The organism is uncultured Eudoraea sp. (assembly GCF_947258525.1).
Taxonomy (GTDB): Bacteria; Bacteroidota; Bacteroidia; order Flavobacteriales; family Flavobacteriaceae; genus Eudoraea.
Map to the genome: position 1 here is coordinate 1 of NZ_CAMYIP010000033.1, position 3,928 is coordinate 3,928.

Consider the following 3,928-nt stretch of genomic DNA (forward strand, 5'->3'; position numbering starts at 1 on the left):
AAATTGCAATAGACTCAATAAACAATCTTTTTTTAGCTTTTTTACTTTGGTCGTGTATTCGATTCATTTTGGCAATACAAGTGAGGGATTATATTGCTCTAACGCAAAAAAGGGCAATTTATGATTGCCCTTTTTTCAAAATAGTAAACTATTATATCTTATTTAAGTTTAATTTCATCTTTTCTAATTCCGTCTTTGTGGAGTAGTTGGTCTTCAATTGCATAGTCAGGGGTCGAGGCTGCCGCCATCAGAATAAGGCAGGCGCATATTCCAAAAAAAAGTTTCTTAATGTTCATCGTAAATAGTTTTTCGTTAAAGATTTGATTCATTCTCAATAACAAATGTAGGAAAAAATACACTAACAAATTGTAATTTATCGGAAAAAAACAACCTTTTAACGCAAAAAGTATGCATTTTACCGACTTTTTTACCGTTCGTCGAATACCACACAATAAAAACCAGCCTTGTACGATAGGGAATTCTTCACTATTGGTGCGAAATTAGATCGATTAATCCTTAGTGGAGCCAGCTATATGAAATTCGGTACTTTTTAATTCTTTAAGTTGACTCATTACTTTGAATCCAAAATCCAGAATGAATATTCAGGAATTTTTTTGTTTTTTAAAACAGAATTTTAAAAAAATTCCTAGGAAGGAGAATTTTTTGAGTGATGTATATTTCAATGGTCGATGTTATTATACACTTTATCGATGATAACTATATTTACTTCTTAAAAAAAATGAACTTAAAATCACTTAAATCATAATTTGTTTAAAAACTTTACTCGGGCCGGTTTATTAGAATTTTTCGGGTGTCAGGATCAATAACTTCCAGGACAAGTTTTGTGCAGTTGGCAGGGAGATGTTTTTCAATCTTTTCAGGCCATTCGATAAAAACCCAGGTATTCTGATTAAAATAATCTTCCAATCCAAGGTCCAGGGCTTCTTCTTCATTCTCTAAGCGGTAAAAGTCGAAATGATACCCCAGCAAGTTGCCACTATTATTGTGATATTCGTTTACAATTCCAAAGGTAGGGCTATTGGCCTGATACCCTCCACCTAATCTGCGCACCATAGCTTTGATCAGGGTGGTTTTCCCGGATCCCATCTCTCCATAAAAACAAAGTGTTTTGGAGGCGGCATGGTCCAGAATTTCTTTTGAAACCTTATCTAATTCCTTAATTGTATAGATTATTTTCTGCATTTATAGGATAAAATCAGTATATTTAAAAGTCAGGTTCTAATATCAATGAATAAAGTTAGATTTTATTCAAGATGTAAAAATAGGACTTGTTGCTAAAATAAGTAAGTTCCAGTCACAATGAAATCTAATTGGCAAAAGAAATATAAGTCAGATGTGCTGATAGCTATTACCGTAGCTTTTTTACCATTTTTGGCTTATACACATCTATTATTTAGCAATGAACTTAAAGAAATTTGCCTCTTTGGGATTGAGTTCTCACATAGCTTTCTAAGTAATAGTACTTTCATTTGGTCTCTTTTCAAGGATATCATTCCATTTACTCTACTAGTCATATGGTTTTCCACAATTGCTAATAGATGGAAATATCTTCTTATACCCATATTAACTTTATACTTATATAACACCTTAGATTATTTATTCGACTCATTTAGGATTAATAATCTACGACTCATAAATGACGAGAACTCAATATTACTGATAAAGATTATGATAATAGCTTTGATAATTAGTGTTATCTTTTTTTGCGATACTTATTATTTTAAACCGTATCGAAGACGATTATTAGAGATTTCCATAAAATCCATTCTAAGTGCAAACATCAAGTATTCAAATGATATTTACAGCGAAAAGCTTCAATCTCTCATGCAGAAAAAGGACAGAATAAACTGGAATAGCTATCTAGTAAAAATCTATAATGCAAAATTGATTTTGCAAGATCGCCTCCAAATGAATAATTACAAATCTAAGGATGAAGTAAATAGTAATCATGAGAGACTAAATTTAGTGGTAATTTGTGCCCTTGTTGTTACAACTCTTCTATGGTTTATTCATTATCTCATACCAGCAGAGCAAGTCTGGGATTTAGGTATTCTAAAGATTCATAGTAACGGATTCACTAATGTTCAAATATTTCTTTGGTTTCTAATACGGAAATTAATTATTATTATTCCAATGACCTTATGGTTTCTTATTTGTCAGCACTGGTGGAAATATGCTATCCTTTCACCAATAATATTGTATTCTTACCAGTTTTGGGAGGCCACGCAGGATATTAATACATTGGATGCAGCTGGCAATATAAAGGCATTTCCAGCTATTTTTTGTGTTGTCCTTTTTCTTTTGTTAACCTCCAAAGCCATCAAATACAGGGTGCAAATATTAATAATGTATGATCAGCTTACGGAGGAGATAGATAATCTATTTAAAAACACTGATTTTAAGTCAAATAACATTCTTTATAAAAATGTAAAACAGATTAAAATGCTAAAGGCGGAAATAGCCCGGGAATCTAGCGGAAAGGAGCAATTGTTGAAGCTTATTACCCTACGGGATGAACTTTTAGAACAACTAAAAGTCAATTATTAGGGTTCATTATTTAAACGTTTTTGTGTTTTTTCAATCTCTTCAGAAACCTCTTTTAGTAGGTGTTTTAATTCCTCCTCCTGGCGCTCCTTTATTTTTTGTTCAATTATATCTTCAATCTCCTTTTGCCTTGATTTGGGTAAATTGTCAAAATCCAAAGTTTCAGCTTCCACCGGCTTTTTCAACATATCACCTTCTCCGGTAATTAGCCAGACGACATTTAATTGAGGATAAACTCTGAGAATGTTTTCAATGACATCACTGCCAATGGATGCATTGTTCTTTTTCATTCTCAAGGTGTATCCATTACTGGCACCAATGGATAAATCAAACTGCCTGGCGCTGAGTCCGGCATATTTAATGAACTGCATTAAACGATCAATTGTTTTAAACATTACCCTAGAAAATAATCGATATAAAATCTTATCGTATCAAAGATAGGGCTTTAATAAGATATAAAAAAGCACAGAGTAGGATAGAAAGATTACTAAACGGAATAATAAATAGAAAAAAACCTATAAATATTTGTATATATAGAAAATAATCTATAATATTATAAAAGAAATATTAAAGCTTATAATAGGATCTAGTATCTCATCAAAATTCAAAATAGAAACAAATTTTCCTTAGTAGTAAATGTATTGATAAAAACTGGTGGCAGATGAATAAAATTAAAACTTTGGAAAACCTTCAAAAACTACATTTACTTATTGAGGCAGAGTGTACGGGACCGCCACGGGCATTGGCAAGAAGAATGGATTTAAGCGAACGATCTGTTTATAATCTTTTGGAAGTTTTAAAGGATTTTAAAGCTCCTGTTTTGTATAACAGAAGAAGGAAAACCTATTATTACAGTAGTCATTTTGAGCTCAATTTTCGAATTTCTCTTTCTGTAACCAATAATAATGAAGTAACCGAATTATATAGAGGAAGTTATTTAAACTAGCCATTAGAAAACCTGGAAGTAACTTATATGATATAAAGAATTGTTAATTAGTTTTTCGTTTGTTCTCTCTTTAAAGGCCGGCTTCTTGTAGCCGGCTTTTATTTTTAAACAAACTAGGAATCATACGTTTTAAGAAGAAAATGATAATGGAATTTTTTAAATAGTATGATATTCATAAAAAGTTGCAAATCCTTTGAATTCAATTTCCTCTTAAATCGTTTGGAGGATTTATTAAAAAATTGTGTAATGCTATATATTCTATCCCTTCCCAGGTCTTTAAGCATTAAATAACTCTGATAGCGCAAATAGGGGGCAAGGTTTTTACCTCTGTGCGCTTCAAATGTATACATATGAAAAAGATAAGCTTCATTTTCTTTTAGATCAAAAGCTACTCTATTATAATTAAAATGATCTAAT

6 protein-coding genes are annotated in these 3,928 nt (G+C 31.4%); 2 read left to right on the top strand and 4 right to left on the bottom strand.

The features are described 5' to 3' along the window. Nucleotides 1-158 precede the first annotated feature (158 nt). On the bottom strand, nucleotides 159-296 hold the full coding sequence (locus Q0X89_RS02375; RefSeq protein ID WP_297691006.1) for a hypothetical protein: 138 nt from the start codon (nucleotides 294-296) through the stop codon (nucleotides 159-161). Between the two features lie 484 nt (nucleotides 297-780). Next, entirely contained in the window at nucleotides 781-1,203 is a 423-nt protein-coding gene (tsaE, locus tag Q0X89_RS02380) for a tRNA (adenosine(37)-N6)-threonylcarbamoyltransferase complex ATPase subunit type 1 TsaE (RefSeq protein WP_297691007.1), read from the bottom strand. 726 nt (nucleotides 1,204-1,929) lie between these two features. Here tsaE and Q0X89_RS02385 point away from each other — a divergent pair. Next, nucleotides 1,930-2,568 carry a hypothetical protein gene (locus tag Q0X89_RS02385; protein WP_297691008.1) on the top strand — a complete coding sequence of 213 codons (639 nt, stop codon included), beginning with the start codon at nucleotides 1,930-1,932 and terminating at the stop codon, nucleotides 2,566-2,568. Here Q0X89_RS02385 and Q0X89_RS02390 read toward each other — a convergent pair. Beyond that, nucleotides 2,565-2,936: a hypothetical protein gene (locus Q0X89_RS02390; RefSeq protein WP_367176880.1), complete on the bottom strand. Its 372-nt coding sequence runs from the start codon at nucleotides 2,934-2,936 to the stop codon at nucleotides 2,565-2,567. The two genes, Q0X89_RS02385 and Q0X89_RS02390, sit on opposite strands and share 4 nt — an antisense overlap. Before the next feature lie 290 nt (nucleotides 2,937-3,226). Here Q0X89_RS02390 and Q0X89_RS02395 point away from each other — a divergent pair, with 290 nt between their 5' ends. After that, a complete protein-coding gene (locus Q0X89_RS02395; protein WP_297691010.1) occupies nucleotides 3,227-3,511 on the top strand; it encodes a DNA-binding protein in 285 nt (94 codons plus the stop codon). A gap of 113 nt (nucleotides 3,512-3,624) precedes the next feature. Here Q0X89_RS02395 and Q0X89_RS02400 read toward each other — a convergent pair. Then, nucleotides 3,625-3,928, bottom strand: a 304-nt coding sequence (locus Q0X89_RS02400; RefSeq protein WP_297691011.1) for a hypothetical protein, incomplete at its 5' end; no start/stop codon positions are given.